This window comes from Ruegeria sp. A4 (assembly GCF_056543025.1).
The window spans coordinates 1-16180 of the sequence record NZ_JBQGAW010000006.1; the positions used below are offsets into that span (position 1 = coordinate 1).

The 16180-nt window shown below is 61.8% G+C and carries 12 protein-coding genes; 5 read left to right on the plus strand and 7 right to left on the minus strand.

Going from position 1 to position 16180, the window contains the following annotated elements:
* Positions 1-143 precede the first annotated feature (143 nt).
* Entirely contained in the window at positions 144-1220 is a 1077-nt protein-coding gene (locus ACR0E2_RS15455; RefSeq protein ID WP_480447023.1) for a DUF2235 domain-containing protein, read from the minus strand.
* Positions 1198-3489, minus strand: a complete 2292-nt coding sequence (locus tag ACR0E2_RS15460) for a xanthine dehydrogenase family protein molybdopterin-binding subunit (protein WP_480447024.1) — start codon at positions 3487-3489, stop codon at positions 1198-1200. Before ACR0E2_RS15460 ends, ACR0E2_RS15455 begins: the two co-directional genes overlap by 23 nt.
* A gap of 113 nt (positions 3490-3602) precedes the next feature.
* On the opposite strand from ACR0E2_RS15460, the gene ACR0E2_RS15465 reads away from it, so the two are divergent.
* The 4 genes from ACR0E2_RS15465 (at position 3603) to ACR0E2_RS15480 (ending at position 9247) form a co-directional block, all read left to right on the plus strand.
* Positions 3603-4331, plus strand: a complete 729-nt coding sequence (locus ACR0E2_RS15465) for a dienelactone hydrolase family protein (RefSeq protein WP_480447025.1) — start codon at positions 3603-3605, stop codon at positions 4329-4331.
* A 79-nt stretch (positions 4332-4410) separates the two neighbouring features.
* Positions 4411-7572, plus strand: coding sequence for a valine--tRNA ligase (locus ACR0E2_RS15470; protein WP_480447026.1), 3162 nt, complete (start codon positions 4411-4413; stop codon positions 7570-7572).
* A 138-nt stretch (positions 7573-7710) separates the two neighbouring features.
* Positions 7711-8874 (plus strand): benzoate/H(+) symporter BenE family transporter, encoded by a 1164-nt coding sequence (locus ACR0E2_RS15475; protein WP_480447027.1) that lies wholly within the window; start codon positions 7711-7713, stop codon positions 8872-8874.
* Positions 8875-8914: 40 nt separating this feature from the next.
* The gene (locus ACR0E2_RS15480; protein WP_480447028.1) at positions 8915-9247 is read left to right on the plus strand and encodes a DnaJ family domain-containing protein; all 333 of its coding nucleotides are present in this window, start codon (positions 8915-8917) and stop codon (positions 9245-9247) included.
* On the opposite strand, the gene ACR0E2_RS15485 is transcribed toward ACR0E2_RS15480, so the two are convergent.
* Both ACR0E2_RS15485 and ACR0E2_RS15490 read right to left on the minus strand, forming a co-directional pair.
* Entirely contained in the window at positions 9248-10030 is a 783-nt protein-coding gene (locus ACR0E2_RS15485) for a crotonase/enoyl-CoA hydratase family protein (protein WP_480447029.1), read from the minus strand.
* A 66-nt stretch (positions 10031-10096) separates the two neighbouring features.
* Positions 10097-11167: an SMP-30/gluconolactonase/LRE family protein gene (locus ACR0E2_RS15490; RefSeq protein WP_480447030.1), complete on the minus strand. Its 1071-nt coding sequence runs from the start codon at positions 11165-11167 to the stop codon at positions 10097-10099.
* A gap of 88 nt (positions 11168-11255) precedes the next feature.
* On the opposite strand from ACR0E2_RS15490, the gene ACR0E2_RS15495 reads away from it, so the two are divergent.
* Positions 11256-12365: a pyridoxal phosphate-dependent aminotransferase gene (locus ACR0E2_RS15495; RefSeq protein ID WP_480447031.1), complete on the plus strand. Its 1110-nt coding sequence runs from the start codon at positions 11256-11258 to the stop codon at positions 12363-12365.
* 130 nt (positions 12366-12495) lie between these two features.
* On the opposite strand, the gene ACR0E2_RS15500 is transcribed toward ACR0E2_RS15495, so the two are convergent.
* From ACR0E2_RS15500 to edd, 3 genes are read right to left on the minus strand one after another with little or no spacing between them, the layout of a single operon-like run.
* A complete protein-coding gene (locus ACR0E2_RS15500) occupies positions 12496-13686 on the minus strand; it encodes a pyridoxal-phosphate-dependent aminotransferase family protein (RefSeq protein WP_480447032.1) in 1191 nt (396 codons plus the stop codon).
* Positions 13687-13737: 51 nt separating this feature from the next.
* Positions 13738-14370 (minus strand): bifunctional 4-hydroxy-2-oxoglutarate aldolase/2-dehydro-3-deoxy-phosphogluconate aldolase, encoded by a 633-nt coding sequence (locus tag ACR0E2_RS15505; RefSeq protein ID WP_171229623.1) that lies wholly within the window; start codon positions 14368-14370, stop codon positions 13738-13740.
* 3 nt (positions 14371-14373) lie between these two features.
* Complete coding sequence (gene edd / locus ACR0E2_RS15510; RefSeq protein ID WP_480447033.1) at positions 14374-16179, minus strand: phosphogluconate dehydratase; 1806 nt, start codon at positions 16177-16179, stop codon at positions 14374-14376.
* Position 16180 lies beyond the last annotated feature (1 nt).

The window sequence follows — 16180 nt, forward strand, 5'->3', positions numbered from 1 at the left end:
TGAGCGAACTCACAGCCAACTGCGACAGCGGGAATGTCTCTTGCCCCATGCTCTCAAAACTGCGCACCGACTAGTGAAACTTCGGGCTCGAACCTGACATTGAAGTGCCGGTGATCTTGGAGTCACTGGCACATGGTAGCCGCTTACTGCGCCGGATGCGAAGGTAAATTCGGCATCGCGACCCATCCGGGCAGTTCGTCCGGCGAAACTGAAACATGCAGGCGTTCTGACGGGTCCTGCCCGACCTTGCGGTGCTTTCGCAGCAGGAAAATCTTGCCCCAGCCGCGCCATGTGCCAACCGACGGCGCATGGGGATCAATGGGAAACCGATCGCGCCAGCCGTCGGGCAAAGGCAGACCGTGCAATTCCGCCTTGTCCAGCATCCAGATCAGGGAAATGTTGCTCAGCGGCCGCGCCTCTTCGTAGCCGTTCAGTTGGCCACCTATGTCGCCATGGGTTCCGCGGAACCAGACCTGCTCCACATGGCCCTTGAACTCGGGCGTGCAGGTCCACAGAACTGGTTCGAACACTTCGCGCGTCTCATCCAGCGCCAAAGCGTGATACCCGTGACGGGTGGCCGGGCCCAACTGATGGTTGTGAAAGGCGTGCTTCTCTTCGGCCCTGCGCCACAGCAACGGCAGACGCAAACCCAGCGCCTTGACCGTGTCCCAGACGCCGATCATCTCGATCTCGACCCCGTCGTGGCAGAAACGTCGGCGGAATTCGCTGGCGGCGATGCCGTCTGGATTGCATTCATAGTGGCGATACGCTTGCAATATGTTTCGTTCAGTGGCGTGTTCCGCCTTGAGCAGGCCGATCATGTCAATCACGCCGGCCAGACTGCGCACGCCATAGGCACCGCGCGAATAACCGATGAAAAAGATCTTGTCGCCCGGCTTGTAGCGGGACGCCAAATACCCATAGGCGCGACGGATCTGGCGGTTGATGCCCCGGCCCATCATCACGTCCAGCGAGGACTTCCAGCTTTCCCACTGCACGCCTGCCTCGTAGAACACCGAAACCTTGCTGCCCATCTCGCAGCACAGGCGAAATGTCTGACCGGCATGGGTTTCAAACCCCGGTTCCAGAGTGGACATGGTGCCATCAAGAATGATGACATGGCTGATCGGTTCGCGGTGCCGCGTCTCGGCGGAATGCTCGGACCGCAAAGGGCGCCCGAGCCATCCCAGAACCTTTCTACTCAGCCGCGACAGATTCATGCGTCAGCAATTCCCATACTCTTTGAGGTGTGAAAGGCATGTCCGCCTGCCGCACCCCGTGATCCCAGAGCGCATCCTGAACCGCGTTTGCCACAGCGGCCAGCGCGCCCACGGTGCCAGCCTCGCCACACCCTTTCATCCCCATCGGGTTCGAGGTTGACGGAACCGGCGCCGAGGTAAACTTAATCATGGGTATGTCGGTTGCACGGGGCAAGGCGTAATCCATAAACGAAGCCGTGAGCAGTTGCCCATGTGCATCGTGCACGACATGTTCTGTCAGGGCCTGGCCGATACCCTGCACCACCCCGCCATGCACCTGCCCTTCGGCCAGCATCGGATTGATAAGATTGCCAAAATCGTCAACCACCGTGTAGCGGTCCACCCAGGTTTCGCCGGTGCAAGAATCGATCACGACTTCGGCAACATGCGCGCCGTTCGGGTAGCTGCGCGCATCCAGGTTGGCGCGGGCCTCATGTTGCAGCAGATCCGTTCGACCATCGGCACGCGCCATCTCGGCGGCTTCGGTCAGGGTCGGCGTCAGGTTGGAGCCCGGCGCTCGGAATGTCTCGTGGTCAAAACTCACATCATTTTCCTCGACCCCCATCTTATCGGCAAGATAAGGCGTGAATGCGGCGATCATCTTGTCAATCGTGGCCAGGGTGGCCGTGCTTTGCACCGTGACCGAGCGGGACCCGCCAGTGCCGCCGCCATGGGCAAGCCGGTCGGTATCGCCCTGAATGACGGTGATCTTGTCCATGGGGATACCCGTCTGATCTGACAGGAACTGGGCGTAGACCGTCTCATGCCCCTGCCCGTTCGATTGTGTGCCGACGTACAGATTCACCGTTCCATCCTCGCAAAACGCGACCTTCGCGTTTTCGGAAGGGTCCCCCAAAATGCTTTCGATATAGTAACAGAGACCCTGCCCCCGGATCAGACCGCGTTCGGCATCCGCAGCTTTACGGGCCTCGAACCCTGTGGTCTGGTCGGCCGTGCGGGTGAGAACCATGTCGAAATCGCCGACATCATAAGTTTCGCCGGTGGAAGTGGTGTAGGGGAAATCGCCGGGGCGGATGAAATTCCTGCGCCGCAGTTCCCACGGGTCAATGCCCAGTTCGCGCGCGGCGCGGTCCATCGCGCGTTCAAGCACGTAAATCGCCTCGGGGCGGCCCGCACCGCGATACGCATCCACCTGCGTCGTGTTCGTAAAAAAGCCTTCGACCCGCAAACAGGTGGTCTGAACGTCATAGACACCCATCAGCACTTTGCTGAACAGGCTGGTCTGGATCGCCTGACCAAAGTGGCTGTTGTATGCGCCAAGGTTCACCTTGCTGTGGACCCGATAGGCGGTGATCTTGTGATCGGCGTCGAAGGCCAGCTCGGCCAGCGAGGTCAGATCGCGGCCATGATGATCAGACAGCATCGCCTCGGACCGGTCGGACATCCAGTGCACCGGCTGACCCAGTTTCATCGCCGCCACGGAGACGCAGAAATATTCAGGGTACGGCATGACTTTCATACCGAAACCACCACCCACATCCGGGGTCGTGACGCGTATGTCGTCCGCATCCAGTTTCAGTTTTTGCGCCAGTTGGGCCTTCATCGCCCATACGCCCTGACCTCCGTAAGAGAAATGCAGGCGCCCCTCGGACCAGTTCGCCTGACATCCGCGCGGCTCCAGCGAATTGATGATGACCCTGTTGTCGGCGACGTTCAGCGACACGGTATGCGCGGCCGCCTGAAAGGCTGCCTGGGTCGCGGTTTCGTCGCCCAGCCCCCAATCGAAAGCACGGTTCTCGGGCGCTTCCACGTGCAGGATCTCGCCCCCGGCCTCGACGTCCAACTTGGCCGGGCGCTCTTGCGTATCCATCCAGATCAATTCAACCGCGTCCTGCGCCTGCGTCAGGGTATCCGCAATGACAACTGCCACCGGCTCGCCCACGAAACGCACGCGATCCCTGGCCAGCATGTGCCGATCGGGCGCAGCGGCCCTGGACCCATCCCGGTTCTGCAAGACCGCCGCATTCAGCACCGTGTCGATGCCTGACGCGGCCAGATCGTCCAGAGTCATGACCAGCCGAACACCGTCGGCAGCCCGCGCGGCCTCGACATCCAGAGAGGTGATGTCACCATGCGCCACCGGGCTGCGGAAGAATGCGGCAAACAAAGCGTTCCCGGGCACCACATCATCCATGTAACGCCCCTGCCCGGTCAGGAACCGTTGATCCTCGGTCCGTTTCACCGGCTGGCTTCTGCCGAACTTTTCCATGGGTGGCCCTCCTGCGCGATATCAGGGGCGAGCCTAGCCCGCGACCCGGCGATGTCCAGCGGGGTTCACCGGAATTCGTTTGCGCGCAAAGGATGTTCGGCTAGCCTTTGGCCATGAGCTGGACGCATGATACCGTTTTTCCCTTCTCTGCCCCGATGACCAGCGGGCAGTCGAGCACACATGACGTTTATGTCGGAGGCGAAGGCCCACCGATCCTGATCCTTCAGGAACTGCCCGGGATCGGGCCCGAAACGCTGGCGTTGTCCGCCAAGCTCAACGCATCCGGCTTTCGCGTCTACCTGCCTCATTTGTTTGGAACCTATGGCAAGGTTGAAATGGCCAAGAACATGGCCCGGTTGTTCTGCGTACGGCGCGAGTTCAACATTTTCGCCCGTGGCAGGCAAAGCCCCATTGCAGGATGGATGCGCGCCCTGACCCGTGAGATCAAGCAACGCGAAAACAGCGCCGGTGTAGGCGTCATCGGCATGTGCCTGACCGGCAGTTTCGCCCTTACCCTGATGGCCGAAGACGCCGTTCTGGGCGGGGTAGCCAGCCAACCTGCGCTGCCGATCCTCGGGGGCCGCCATCTGCATATGAGCGCTGAAGATATCGGCGCGGCCTCTGCGGGTATGGCCGCGAAAGGCCCCGGTCTGGCGATGCGGTTTTCCGAAGACAAGCTTGCACCCAAGAAACTGATGCGGGCGCTTGAACAGGCATTCGGCAATCTGCTGGAAACCGTCGAATATCCCGGCAAAGATCATTCGCTGCTGACGCTGGATTTTCATGAACCCGCCTATCAACGCGTTGACGCCTATTTCAAAGCACGCTTTGGCATGGCATAGGCGCGCTAGGCCTTTCCCTTGCCGCGCGCATTCGCTATTGCAGGCGCTGACCCGAATTTGTTGACGCAGGACGCATCCCATGGCGATGGAAAAGACATTCAACGCGGCCGAGGCCGAGGCCCGGATCTACAAGGCCTGGGAACAGGCCGGAGCCTTCAAGGCAGGCGCGAACAAATCGCGCGACGAGAGCTTTTGCATCATGATCCCGCCGCCGAACGTGACCGGCGCGCTGCATGTGGGCCATGCGTTCAACAACACCCTACAGGACATCCTGATCCGCTGGCACCGCATGCGTGGCTTTGACACGTTGTGGCAGCCCGGCCAGGACCACGCCGGCATCGCAACCCAGATGCAGGTCGAAAAGATGCTGGCCGCCACCCAACAACCCAGCCGCACCGAATTGGGCCGCGAAAAGTTTCTGGAGAGAGTCTGGGAATGGAAGGGTGAATACGGCGGCACCATCATCGAGCAGCTGAAGCGCCTCGGCTCCTCCTGCGACTGGTCGCGCAACGCCTTCACCATGGCCGGCGCGGCGGGCGACCCGCGCACGGGCCATGAAAACAGCCCCAACTTCCACGACGCGGTGATCAAGGTTTTTGTCGATATGTACGACAAGGGCCTGATCTATCGCGGCAAGCGGCTGGTCAACTGGGACCCGCATTTCGAAACCGCGATTTCGGACCTCGAGGTCGAGAATATCGAGGTTGCCGGCCACATGTGGCACTTCAAGTACCCTTTGGCGGGCGGTGAGACATATGAGTATTTGGAAAAAGATGAAGATGGGAATGTGATCTTCCGCGAGGAGCGGGATTATATTTCCATCGCCACGACCCGCCCCGAGACCATGCTGGGCGACGGCGCGGTTGCGGTGCACCCCTCGGACGAACGCTATGCGCCGATCGTTGGCAAGCTGTGCGAAATCCCGGTTGGTCCGAAAGAGCATCGCCGCCAGATCCCGATCATCACCGATGACTACCCCGACCCGAATTTCGGCTCGGGCGCGGTGAAGATCACCGGCGCGCATGACTTCAATGACAACATGGTCGCCAAACGCGGCGGTATTCCGATGTACCGCCTGATGGACACCAAGGGCGCGATGCGGGCCGATGGGGCCCCTTATGCCGAAGAGGCAGGCAAAGCGCAGGACTATGCGCGTGGGCGCGCGTTCACCGAGAACGAAATCGACGCGATCAATCTGGTGCCGGATCATCTGCGTGGCCTCGACCGGTTCGAAGCGCGGGCCAAGGTGGTGGAAGAGATCACCGCTGATGGTCTGGCCGTGATGACCCGCGCGGATGATCCGCGTCTGGGTTCGACCGCATTGAAGCCGGATCAGGAAGGCGCCGACACGCTGGTGCCGCTGGTCGAGAGCAAACCGATCATGCAGCCCTTCGGCGACCGGTCGAAAGTGGTGATCGAGCCGATGTTCACCGATCAGTGGTTCGTCGATGCCGCCAAGGTCGTCGGCCCCGCGCTGGACGCGGTCAAGGACGGCACGGTCAAGATCATTCCAGAGTCGGGCGAGAAGACCTATTACCACTGGCTGGAAAATATCGAGCCCTGGTGCATCAGCCGCCAACTGTGGTGGGGGCATCAGATTCCGGTTTGGTATGGTCTCGACCTGTCGGCAGAAGACTTCATTGACGACGAGAACGATGGCGACCTTGATCTGGTTGAATTGGGTCGTTTGCTGAACGAAGGCGGCATGCTGCACCGTGGCAATGTCATGGAATGTGCCGCGAGCTTTGAGGCCGTTACCGAAAAGTTCCTGGACGACAACGCGGACATTCCCAGCCCTCTGAGCCACGCGACCGTGATCGAAGTCGCCGACAAGCAGGAGGCGATCCATCGGTTCGCCGAAAGCCTGGCGCAGTACGCCGTTGAACAGGATCCGACCAAGCTGGTTTACCCGGTGTGGCGCGACCCTGACGTGCTGGACACGTGGTTCTCCTCCGGCCTGTGGCCCATCGGCACGCTGGGCTGGCCCGAACAGACCGAGGAGTTGCAGCGCTACTTCCCCACGGACGTTCTGATCACCGGTTTCGACATCCTGTTCTTCTGGGTCGCCCGGATGATGATGATGCAACTGGCCGTGGTCGATCAGATCCCGTTCCACACCGTCTATCTGCACCAGCTCGTCCGCGACGAGAAGGGCAAGAAAATGTCCAAAACCACCGGCAACGTCATCGACCCGCTGGAGATCGTGGACGAATTCGGCGCCGACGCGCTGCGCTTTACCAACGCGTCGATGGCGGCGATTGGCGGCGTGCTGAAACTGTCCCGCGAACGCATCACCGGTTATCGCAACTTTGGCACCAAACTGTGGAACGCCGTCCGCTTTGCCGAAATGAACGAGGTTTTCACCGATGCCGTCCCGCAACTGGACGTTGCCGATCTGAAACCCAAGGCCGCCGTGAACCGCTGGATCATCGGCGAAACCGCCCGGGTGCGCGAAGAGGTCGACGCGGCGCTGGGCAGCTACCGCTTCAACGACGCGGCGAACGGGCTTTATGCTTTTGTCTGGGGCAAGGTCTGTGACTGGTATGTGGAACTGTCCAAACCTCTGCTGCAAGGCGATGACGCCGAGGCCCAGGCTGAAACCCGCGCCACCATGCGCTGGGTTCTGGATCAGTGCCTGATCCTGCTGCACCCGATCATGCCCTTCATCACCGAGGAACTGTGGGGCCTGACCGGCGCGAGGCCCAAGATGCTGGTGCATGCCGACTGGCCCAGCTATGCCGCCGCCGATCTGGTCGATGCCGACGCGGACCGCGAAATGAACTGGGTGATCTCGGTGATCGAGAACACCCGTTCGGCCCGCGCCCAGATGCGTGTTCCGGCGGGTCTGTACGTGCCGATGCTGGTGACCGAGATCGACGCCCACGGCCAGGCCGCCTGGGACCGGAACGAGGCGCTGATCAAGCGACTGGCCCGGATCGACAGCCTGACCAAAGCCGACACGCTGCCCAAGGGCACCATCTCGATCGCGGCGCCCGGCGCGTCCTTTGGCCTGCCGCTGGCGGATATCATCGACATCGGCGCGGAAAAGGAACGGCTGGAAAAGGCCAAGGGAAAGCTGGCCAAGGAACTTGGTGGCCTGCGCGGCCGTCTGAACAACCCCAAATTCGTGGCCTCGGCCCCCGCAGAGGTCGTGGAAGAGGCCAAAGCCAACCTCGCCGCCCGAGAAGAGGAAGAGGCGAAACTGAACGAGGCGCTGGCCCGACTGACCGAAATCGCCTGATCTTCATCTTTTTCCAAATACTCAAATCCGGAACCCCGCCGCGGCCACAACGGCGGGGTTTTCTTTTGCACCATCGGACCTTGCCCGACCCTGCCCCTGCTTGTTAGCAATCAGCGAACTCATTTCTCCGAGGCCGTCATGACGCACAAAGCCCCACCGTTCCAGACAGTCTCGACCGGGCTGGTTGTGGCAATCGTCGGTTTTTTCAGCTCTTTCCCGATCGTCTTGCAGGGGTTGGCGGCGATGGGCGCGTCCCCGGCGCAGGCGGCGTCAGGATTGATGATGGCGGCGATCGCCATGGGCCTGACCGCCATCGTGCTGAGCCTGTGGTACCGACAGCCGATCAGCGTGGCCTGGTCCACGCCGGGTGCGGCCCTGCTGGCGGTTTCCGCCACACCTGCGCTGGGGTTTGCCGAAGCGACAGGCGCGTTCCTTTGTGCAGGGGCTTTGACCGTGTTGGCCGGGCTGTGGCGACCATTGGGGCGCATGGCTGCGGCGATACCGACGACCCTGGCGCAGGCCATGTTGGGAGGCGTGTTGCTGCCGCTTTGCATATTGCCCTTTCAGGCGGCAGTTGACCTGCCGTGGCAAGCGCTGCCGGTAATTCTGACATGGTTCATCGCCGGCCGGATCAACCGCCTGTTTGCCGTTCCGGCTGCGGTCGTGGCAGCGGCAGCCGTCGTGGTCCTGAACGCCGGGGACGCGTCGCTGACGCCGACGCAATGGATCGCGGCTCCGGTCTGGACCACGCCCAGCTTCTCTGTGGCTTCGGTCATCGGGATTGCCGTGCCGCTGTCCGTCGTCACGATGGCGACCCAGAACATCCCCGGCATCGCTGTGATCCGCAGCTTTGGCTATGCACCGCAGACCGGCAAACTGTTCTCGTCCGTGGGCATTTCCAGCATCTTGTCCTCTCCGTTCGGTGCCCCCGCCACCTGCCTTGCGGCGATCACCGCTGCGATGTGCGCGAACGAGGACAGCCACCCTGACCCCGCGCAACGCTATTGGTCTGCCGTGATGGGTGGATTGTTCTATTGCCTGTTCGGGGTGTTCGCCGTGGCGATTACCGGGTTCGCCATTCATGCCGATCCACTGTTGATGGGCACGCTGACCGGTGTTGCGCTGATCGGGGTGATGGCCAATGCCACATCCGCCGCGCTGGAAGTTCCGGCCGAGCGCGAAGCGGCCATCCTGACCTTTGCCATCACTGCATCAGGGATCACCGCGTTCGGGCTTGGTGCGGCGGTCTGGGGCTTGCTGGCAGGCGGGATGGCCTATCTTGTGAAACAACGCTTTCGGTGAACGGGTTCAAACCGCACTTCAAAGCAAGTATGAAGAGGCCATGTTTGGAGCGTTAGGAAAACTCGTCGAGCGCCAGATCAAGAAAGCCCAGGCCGAGGGTCAGTTGCAGGGCCTCGAGGGTGAAGGCCAACCACTGCCTGACCGGTCATCCGAGGCATTGAGCGATCCGGCCATCGCCGCCGGCCATCGGATCATGGCGCAGGCAGGCGTAATGCCGGAAGAATTCGACATCAAAAAGCAGCTCGACACAGCGCGGCAGGATTATGCGACCCTGACGGACCCGGCAAAGCGCAAAGCCGCAATGGCCCGTATCGCCGATCTGGAAATGCGCTACAACATGGCCCGCGACGCACGGCGGGCCTTCATGCGGTGATCATTTGAACTCGGGCTTGCGGCCCTGCATCTGCGCCATGACAACTTCCATCTGGTCGGGTTTGCCTATCAGTTCCACCTGCTCAGCGGATTCCGCCATCAGAACGTCTGCGCGGGACTGAGTTTCAGCGACCTCGATCAGACGCTTGGCAGCACGGATGGCCGAAGGGCTTTGACCCGCGATGTTTTCGGCAATGGCCAACGCTTCGGTCAACGGATTGTCGGACAATTGCGTCACAAGGCCCCACTCCGCCGCCTGCGGCGCACCGATCGGGCGGGCCGTATAGGTCAGCAGCCGCAGCACGTCCGACCGGACCAGCCGGGGCAGCAGAACCATGCCGCTCATATCGGGGATGATGCCCCATTTCATCTCCATCACGGCCAGTTTCGCCTCGGGATGCGCGATACGGATATCCGCGCCCAGCGCGATTTGCAGGCCACCGCCATAGGCCACGCCCTGAATTGCGCAGATCACCGGAACCGGTACGCCACGCCAGATCAACGCCAGTTCCTGAATCTCGTTGGCGTCTTCATGGCTGCGGGTCATCAGCCATTCCGTGGGGTCCATGTGGGCCATCTTGGCAAAGCTTGCCATGTCGAGCCCGGCGCAAAAGCTTTTGCCTTCGCCAGACAGGACCACGGCACGGGCATCCGACGCGGCGACTTCTTGCCCGGCGGACAAAAGTGCCTTGATCATTGCATCATCCAGCGCATTCATCTTGTCGCCTCGGGTCAGAGTGACATGGGCAACGTGGTCTTGATAGGCAACGGATACGCGTGACATGGAGGACCTCCGGTAATTCAATCGTGACAAACATGCCCGGACAGACTGAGGAATACCACTGCGACGTCAGGGCATGTCGGTGACAGGCATTCGCCCGAACCACGGGGAATCGAGGGTCATGACATAGAACTGATCCCCCGCAATCTTGCCCCCGGTCGTGATGCCCAGGCGGCCTTGCGGGTCCTGTAGCGTGCGCAGGATCGTACCGTCGCCATCGAACTGCACCATCATGCCACGATGGATCGGCGCGGGGCGTACTGCCGGACCCAATCGCCAGATCACCTTGCGCAGGAACGGGTACGGCATCAGCGCCTCGGACGGGACACGCGGGCTGGCGAAGGCCATCCAATAGGTGCCGTCGCCCTGAGCCTCGAGGTTGTCGGGATAGCCGGGCAGGTTTTCCAGCAGGATCTCCTGCCGCCCTGCATTTGGTCCGGTCAGCCACAGCTTGTGCACGCGCGCGCGACCTGTTTCCGCGATCAGCAGAAAATCCTCGTCAGGTGAAAGCGCGACACCGTTGGTATAGACAAAGCCCTCGGTGATTTTCTCGGTGCGGCCGTCGGGTGTGCGACGCGCGACGTAACCCGTATCGGACTGTTCCCAGATGGTGAGGACAGAGGTCGGTTTGGTCCCGCCCATGGTTTCAGGATCGAAGCGGTCAGATGAATTCGAGAAGTAGATCGTGCCATCCTGCGCCACGTCCAACTGGTTGGCGTAGATCACCGGCGCGCCGTTGATGTCACTCACCACCCTTTCCAACGTGCCCGGACCGGTCCAGCGCATCACGCCCCGATAGCTGTCGGCGATGTAAAGCGCGCCATCCGGTCCGGCCTTGAGGCCCAGCGGACGCCCGCCAAGTTGGTCAACCTCGACCGGTTCCACCCCGTCGATGCGGTAAAGGGTACCTGACAGGCTGGTTGTGTAGATCGTGCCATCTGGCATGACGGCGATGTCTTCGGGCCCGATCTCTTGACCCGGCAGGGGGATCAGCTGCGCCGCATCCAGTGCCGTGTTTTCAACGAAATTCCCGACAAACCCGGCATCTTCCGGCATTTTGACAGCGACAGGTTTTACCGGGACCGGCCAGATCAGAAGATAGGCAAGCCCCAGGAGAACAACGATCGAGAGAATGCGCATCTGCGCTCCTTTGTTCTTACTTCTTTTCCAGCACGCCCAACGCCTGTGCGCGCTTGCTCATCGATCGGGCTTGGGGTTATCTGCGGACATGACCGGACCTCGATACACCCCACTTGCCCAATCCCTGCCCTCCACCGTGCCCTTTGTCGGCCCGGAAACGCAAGAGCGCCAGCGCGGCGCGTCCTTTGTGGCCCGACTGGGCGCCAATGAGAGCATTTTCGGACCCTCGCCCAGCGCGACCCAGGCCATGGCGCATGCCGCGTCAGAGATCTGGATGTACGGCGACCCCGAAAACCATGACCTGCGCCATGCTTTGGCCGACCATCACGGCGTATCGCCGGAAAATATCGTCGTGGGCGAAGGTATTGACGGGCTGCTGGGCTATCTGGTTCGGCTGATCGTCGGGCCCGGGGATGCGGTTGTCACCTCGGACGGGGCCTATCCGACCTTCAACTATCATGTGGCCGGGTTCGGCGGCATTCTTCACAAAGTGCCGTATTCAGGTGATCACGAGGACCCCTCGGCGCTTTTTGCCAAGGCAGCTGAGGTTGGTGCCAAGCTGGTCTATCTGGCCAATCCGGACAATCCGATGGGCAGCTGGCATTCCGGCGCGGACATCGTGGCTGCCATGGATGCCTTGCCTGATGGGTGCCTTCTGGTTCTGGATGAGGCCTATGTGGAATGTGCGCCCGAGGGGACGGCGGCACCTGTCAGTGTAGATGATCCGCGCGTAATCCGGATGCGGACCTTCTCGAAGGTCTATGGCATGGCGGGTGCGCGAGTTGGCTATGCCATGGGCACGCCAGATCTGATCGCGGCCTTCAACAAGGTGCGCAACCATTTCGGCATGAACCGCGCCGCACAGGCCGGTGCCTTGGCGGCTTTGCAGGATGGCGCGTGGCTGAAGCATGTTCAGGCGCAGATCGCAGAGGCGCGCGCGCGGATCGGTACGATTGCCCGGGAAAACGGATTGGCGGCCCTGCCTTCGGCCACCAATTTCGTGGCGATTGACTGCGGGCGCGACGGGGATTTTGCCAAGGCCGTGCTGGACGCCCTGGTGGCGCAGGGGATTTTTGTCCGAATGCCGTTCGCGGCACCGCAGAACAGGTGCATTCGGGTAAGCTGTGGCCCGGCGTCTGATCTGGATGCGTTCGCCGCGGCTTTGCCCAAGGCGCTCGCGGTCGCGCGGGTGCGCTGATTGATCCCTTTGCGCCCGGTCGGACAGCAAAGGGGGGCTGTCTGCCCCCCATCGCGCAAGGGCGCGATTCCCCCCGAGGATATTTTTGGCCAGATGAAGAGGCGGATCCTGCGGACACGCCCGTAGGGTGTCAGGCCGCCAGCACGGCGGCGGCGGCTTCAAGGGCCCCCTTGCCACGCGATATGTCAAGTGAAGCCATGCCCGTTTCCACACCGCCCAGAATCGCCATGACCATCTGCCCGTTGATATGCCCCATGTGGCCGAGACGGAAACAGCTGTCATAATCCTCCATCCCAAGGCCGATGCCCAATGTCAGGCCCAACCGGGTTTCAGTGAACGTACGCAGGGCCGTGCCGCGACCTTCGGTCAATCGCAGGGCCGTGACGGCGTGACTGCGAAAGGCACGGTCGGCGACGTTCAGGTACAACATGCCGCCTTCGGCCCAGGTCTCACAGGCCGCCCAGATGGCATTGGCCACGCGCTCATGGCGGGCCCAGACCTGCTCGATCCCCTCTGCATGGATCAGATCAAGCGCGGCGCGCAGGCCATACAGGTGGTGCGTGGGCGCGGTGCCGTTGAAATACTGATAGAACAGATCTGGATTAGCGCGCGGCTGCCAATCCCAATATTGCGAAACGCGCGGCATGGTGGCCCGTTTGGATTGTGCTTTCTCGTTGAAGAAAACAAAACCGATGCCCGCCGGGGTCATCAGGCCTTTTTGGCAAGCGGCAACTGTGACATCGACGCCCCAGCCATCCATCTCGAACCTGTCACAACCCAACGAGGCAATGCAGTCTGCCATCAACAGCGCCGGGTGTTGCAGGTCGTCCAGAAGCCTGCGCAGCGCCGGGATATCGTTCCGGATCGAACTGGATGTATCCACGTGGACCGCCAGAACCGCCTTGATCTGGTGGTTTCGATCCGCACGCAACGCATCTGCGATCCGGTCGAAATCCCAGGCTGACGAGGTGCCGAAATCGATCAATTGGACCTTTGCCCCGATCCCTTCGGCCATTTCTGCCCAGCCATGGGTGAACCTGCCCGAGGCAGGGGCCAGAACGGTTTCGCCGGGGGCGATCACGTTGGACAGTGCCGCCTCCCAGGTGCCGTGGCCATTGGCGATATAGATGGCAACGTTGTGATTTGTGCCGGCAACCCGGCACAGATCGCGCGTCAGGCCGGGCATCATATCAATAAGTTCGCCATCATAGATGTTGGGCGACGGACGGTGCATGGCTTGCAAAACCGCGTCCGGCATGACCGAAGGGCCCGGAATGGCCAAATATGTCCGCCCCTGGGAAAGGGAAACTGTCTGTGTCATGGGGTCAACCTGTATGAATTGACGCCCACATTACCGAGAGGCCGCGCGGCGTCAATCCGCCAGCTTCGACGCCTCGCGGGCAAGTGTCTCGATCCCGGCCCAGTCGCCGTTTTCGACCAGTTGCTTTGGTGCAACCCAGCTTCCGCCAGCGCAGATCACGTTGGGCAATGACAGGTAGTCGCTGGCGTTGGAAGGCGACACGCCACCCGTCGGACAGAAGCTGATCTGGGGCAGCGGCGCGCCGATTGCCTTGAGCGCGGGCGCGCCGCCCGACGCCTCGGCCGGGAAGAATTTCAGCATGTCATAGCCCTTTTCCAGCAACGCCATAGCCTCGCTTGCCGTCGCGGCACCGGGCAGCAGCGGCAGGTCTTCGGCCTCGCAGGCCGCGATCAGGGCATCCGTGGCACCGGGAGAAACGCCGAAAAGCGCACCCGCTTGTTTGGCAGCGCGGACGTCTTCGGGCGTGACCAGCGTGCCTGCACCGACCACGCCGCCGGGCACCTCGGACATGACCTTGATCGCATCCAGTGCCGCCGGGGTGCGCAAGGTCACCTCGAGCGCGGGCAAGCCGCCGGCGATCAGCGCCTCGGCCAGCGGGCGGGCCTGTGCGGCGTCATCGACAACCAGCACCGGAACAATGGGCGCCAGAGCGCAGATTTCGCGGGTGCGTTGAGTTTTGGACATCTATTACGCTCCGAATATGCTGGCGCCAGTGTCGGCGGACCCGACATTCTGCCGAAACGCAGCGAAGAGATCGCGCCCGACACCGTGTTGATTGGCGGAAAGGTCGGCGGTGGCGGGGGACCGGTCCAAAACCCCTTTGGTCAGGATTTCCAGGTCGCCGTTGACCGCGTCGACACGCAGGATGTCACCGTCTTGCAGGTAGGCGATGGGCCCGCCGTCCAGTGCCTCGGGGCAGACATGGATGGCGGCGGGCACTTTGCCGGATGCACCCGACATGCGGCCATCTGTGACCAGCGCCACCTTTTGCCCCCTGCCTTGCAGGATCGACAGAATCGGGGTCAGCGAATGCAGTTCAGGCATCCCATTGGCCTTTGGCCCCTGAAAGCGGACCACGACGATGACGTCATCCGTGAATTCTCCGGCCTTGAAGGCGGCTTTCACCTCATCCTGATCGTGGAACACCCGCACGGGTGCTTCGACGACCTGATGTTCCGGCGAGACGGCTGATACTTTCATGACCCCGGTGCCCAGATTACCGGTCAGGCGCGACAGGCCCCCGGTGGGCTGGAACGGGTCATTGGCCGGGCGCAGGATCTTTTCGTTCAGGCTGTGTCCCGAACCATCCTGCCAGATCAACTCACCATCGATCAGTTTGGGTTCCTTGGTATAGTTGTGCAGCCCCTGCCCTGCGACGGTCAGCGTGTCGGGGTGCAGTAAGCCTTGTTCAAGCAATGTACCGATCGTGTACCCAAGTCCGCCGGCCGCGTGGTAATGGTTCACATCCGCCAGGCCGTTGGGATAAACCCGCGCAACCAGCGGAACCACAGCGGAAATATCGGAAAAATCCTGCCAGTCCAACACGATACCACCAGCGCGCGCCATGGCGATCAGGTGAATCAGCAGATTGGTTGAACCACCGGTCGCCATCAAACCGACGATGCCATTGACGAATGCGCGTTCATCCAGAACCTGACAGACCGGTGTATAGCTGTTGCCCAACGCGCTGAGCGACAGGGCTCGGCGCGCGCCTTCCTCGGTCAGGGCGTCACGCAGCGGGGTATTCGGATTGACGAAGCTGGAACCCGGCAGGTGCAGGCCCATAAACTCCATCAGCATCTGGTTGGTATTGGCGGTGCCATAAAAGGTACAGGTGCCGGGGCCGTGATAGGCCGCCATTTCAGCCTTCATCAGCTCTTCGCGGCCCACTTCCCCGGCGGCGAATTTCTGTCGGACCTTGGCTTTTTCGTCGTTCGGCAAGCCGCTGGTCATCGGGCCTGCGGGCAGGAATACGGCGGGCAGATGGCCAAAGGCCTGCGCGCCGATAATCAAGCCGGGCACAATCTTGTCACACACCCCAAGAAAAACAGCCGCGTCATAGGTGTTGTGGCTAAGGGCCACACCGGTTGCCAACGCGATGACGTCGCGCGAGAACAGCGACAGCTCCATCCCCGCTTCGCCCTGGGTGACACCGTCGCACATGGCTGGAACACCGCCTGCCACCTGTGCCGTTCCGCCGGCGGCGCGGATCGCGTCGCGGATCAGGGCGGGATAACGTTCGAACGGCTGATGGGCCGAAAGCATGTCATTATAAGCGGTGACAATGCCCAGATTGCCGGCGGTGCCGGTGGCCATCGATTGCTGATCTTCGCCTGCGCCCGCATAGGCATGGGCCTGACCGCTACAGGACAGATGCGCACGGGCAGGACCCTTGGATCTGGCCTGCTCCATCCGTTCAAGATGTGGGCCGCGCAGATCGGCGCTGCGGTCGATGATCCGTTTGGTGACATCGGAAATGACTGAGTGAACCATG

Excerpts from the sequence above, each read along its gene's own strand:
- ACR0E2_RS15465 (WP_480447025.1), top strand. The coding sequence starts at position 3,603 with ATGAGCTGGACGCATGATACCGTTTTTCCCTTCTCTGCCCCGATGACC.
- ACR0E2_RS15495 (WP_480447031.1), top strand. The coding sequence starts at position 11,256 with ATGACCGGACCTCGATACACCCCACTTGCCCAATCCCTGCCCTCCACC.
- ACR0E2_RS15470 (WP_480447026.1), top strand. The coding sequence starts at position 4,411 with ATGGCGATGGAAAAGACATTCAACGCGGCCGAGGCCGAGGCCCGGATC.
- edd (WP_480447033.1), bottom strand. The coding sequence starts at position 16,179 with ATGGTTCACTCAGTCATTTCCGATGTCACCAAACGGATCATCGACCGC.
- ACR0E2_RS15460 (WP_480447024.1), bottom strand. The coding sequence starts at position 3,489 with ATGGAAAAGTTCGGCAGAAGCCAGCCGGTGAAACGGACCGAGGATCAA.
- ACR0E2_RS15490 (WP_480447030.1), bottom strand. The coding sequence starts at position 11,167 with ATGCGCATTCTCTCGATCGTTGTTCTCCTGGGGCTTGCCTATCTTCTG.
- ACR0E2_RS15480 (WP_480447028.1), top strand. The coding sequence starts at position 8,915 with ATGTTTGGAGCGTTAGGAAAACTCGTCGAGCGCCAGATCAAGAAAGCC.
- ACR0E2_RS15485 (WP_480447029.1), bottom strand. The coding sequence starts at position 10,030 with ATGTCACGCGTATCCGTTGCCTATCAAGACCACGTTGCCCATGTCACT.
- ACR0E2_RS15500 (WP_480447032.1), bottom strand. The coding sequence starts at position 13,686 with ATGACACAGACAGTTTCCCTTTCCCAGGGGCGGACATATTTGGCCATT.
- ACR0E2_RS15475 (WP_480447027.1), top strand. The coding sequence starts at position 7,711 with ATGACGCACAAAGCCCCACCGTTCCAGACAGTCTCGACCGGGCTGGTT.
- ACR0E2_RS15505 (WP_171229623.1), bottom strand. The coding sequence starts at position 14,370 with ATGTCCAAAACTCAACGCACCCGCGAAATCTGCGCTCTGGCGCCCATT.
- ACR0E2_RS15455 (WP_480447023.1), bottom strand. The coding sequence starts at position 1,220 with ATGAATCTGTCGCGGCTGAGTAGAAAGGTTCTGGGATGGCTCGGGCGC.